1 rRNA gene is annotated in these 1,571 nt (G+C 54.0%); it reads right to left on the bottom strand.

Annotation, left to right across the window (positions count from 1 at the left end):
• Positions 1–79: 79 nt before the first annotated feature.
• Positions 80–1,570, bottom strand: a 16S ribosomal RNA gene (locus tag V7L12_RS02415).
• Between the last annotated feature and the right edge of the window lies 1 nt (position 1,571).

Raw genomic sequence — 1,571 nt, 5'->3', positions numbered from 1 at the left:
CGACCGACCTAGGTTAGACCAACTTACTATCTATATAGCTGTTTGCTTTTTGATATCTAAGGGGTGTAGGTCTCCCTAAAAAGGAGGTGATCCAGCCACACCTTCCGGTACGGCTACCTTGTTACGACTTCACCCCAGTCACCAGTCCTGCCTTAGGCATCCTCCCCCCCTAAGGGTTTGAGTAATGACTTCGGGCACTACCAGCTTCCATGGTGTGACGGGCGGTGTGTACAAGGCCCGGGAACGAATTCACTGCAGTATGCTGACCTGCAATTACTAGCGATTCCTCCTTCACGCAGGCGAGTTGCAGCCTGCGATCTGAACTGAGCTCCGGTTTCCGGGATTTGCTTGCATTCGCATGCTTGCTGCCCTCTGTCCGGAGCATTGTAGTACGTGTGTAGCCCAAGGCGTAAGGGGCATGCTGACTTGACGTCATCCCCACCTTCCTCCGGTTTGTCACCGGCAGTCTCTCTAGAGTGCCCAACTTAATGCTGGCAACTAAAAACGAGGGTTGCGCTCGTTGCGGGACTTAACCCAACATCTCACGACACGAGCTGACGACAGCCATGCACCACCTGTGTTCGCGCTCCCGAAGGCACTCCCAGCTTTCACCAGGATTCGCGACATGTCAAGCCTTGGTAAGGTTCTTCGCGTTGCATCGAATTAAACCACATACTCCACCGCTTGTGCGGGCCCCCGTCAATTCCTTTGAGTTTCACCGTTGCCGGCGTACTCCCCAGGCGGGATACTTAACGCGTTAGCTACGGCACGGCTCGGGTCGATACAAGCCACGCCTAGTATCCATCGTTTACGGCTAGGACTACTGGGGTATCTAATCCCATTCGCTCCCCTAGCTTTCGTCCCTCAGTGTCAGTTACGGCCTAGCAGAGCGCCTTCGCCACTGGTGTTCTTCCTGATCTCTACGCATTTCACCGCTACACCAGGAATTCCCTCTGCCCCGAACGTACTCTAGCTATGTAGTTTCCACTGCTTGTATCTAGTTGAGCTAGACTCTTTAACAGCAGACTTACATTGCCACCTGCGGACGCTTTACGCCCAATCATTCCGGATAACGCTTGCATCCTCCGTATTACCGCGGCTGCTGGCACGGAGTTAGCCGATGCTTATTCCTCAGGTACCGTCATTGTGTTCTTCCCTGAGAAAAGAGGTTTACGACCCAAGAGCCTTCCTCCCTCACGCGGTATTGCTCCGTCAGGCTTTCGCCCATTGCGGAAAATTCCCCACTGCTGCCTCCCGTAGGAGTCTGGGCCGTGTCTCAGTCCCAGTGTGGCTGATCGTCCTCTCAGACCAGCTACTGATCGTCGCCTTGGGAGTCCATTACACTTCCAACTAGCTAATCAGACGCGAGCTCATCTTCAGGCAATTAATCTTTCACCCCGAAAGGCACATCCGGTATTAGCCACCGTTTCCAGTGGTTGTCCCAGACCTAAAGCCAGATTCTCACGCGTTACTCACCCGTCCGCCACTGTGCCCGAAGACACCGTTCGACTTGCATGTGTTAAGCATACCGCCAGCGTTCATCCTGAGCCAGGATCAAACTCTCCGTTTTG

It is taken from the genome of Nostoc sp., assembly GCF_036918245.1.
In the GTDB taxonomy this organism is placed as follows: domain Bacteria; phylum Cyanobacteriota; class Cyanobacteriia; order Cyanobacteriales; family Nostocaceae; genus Nostoc.
Note: the sequence above shows the minus strand (reverse complement) of the source record. Positions and strands in the feature narration are given on the sequence as shown.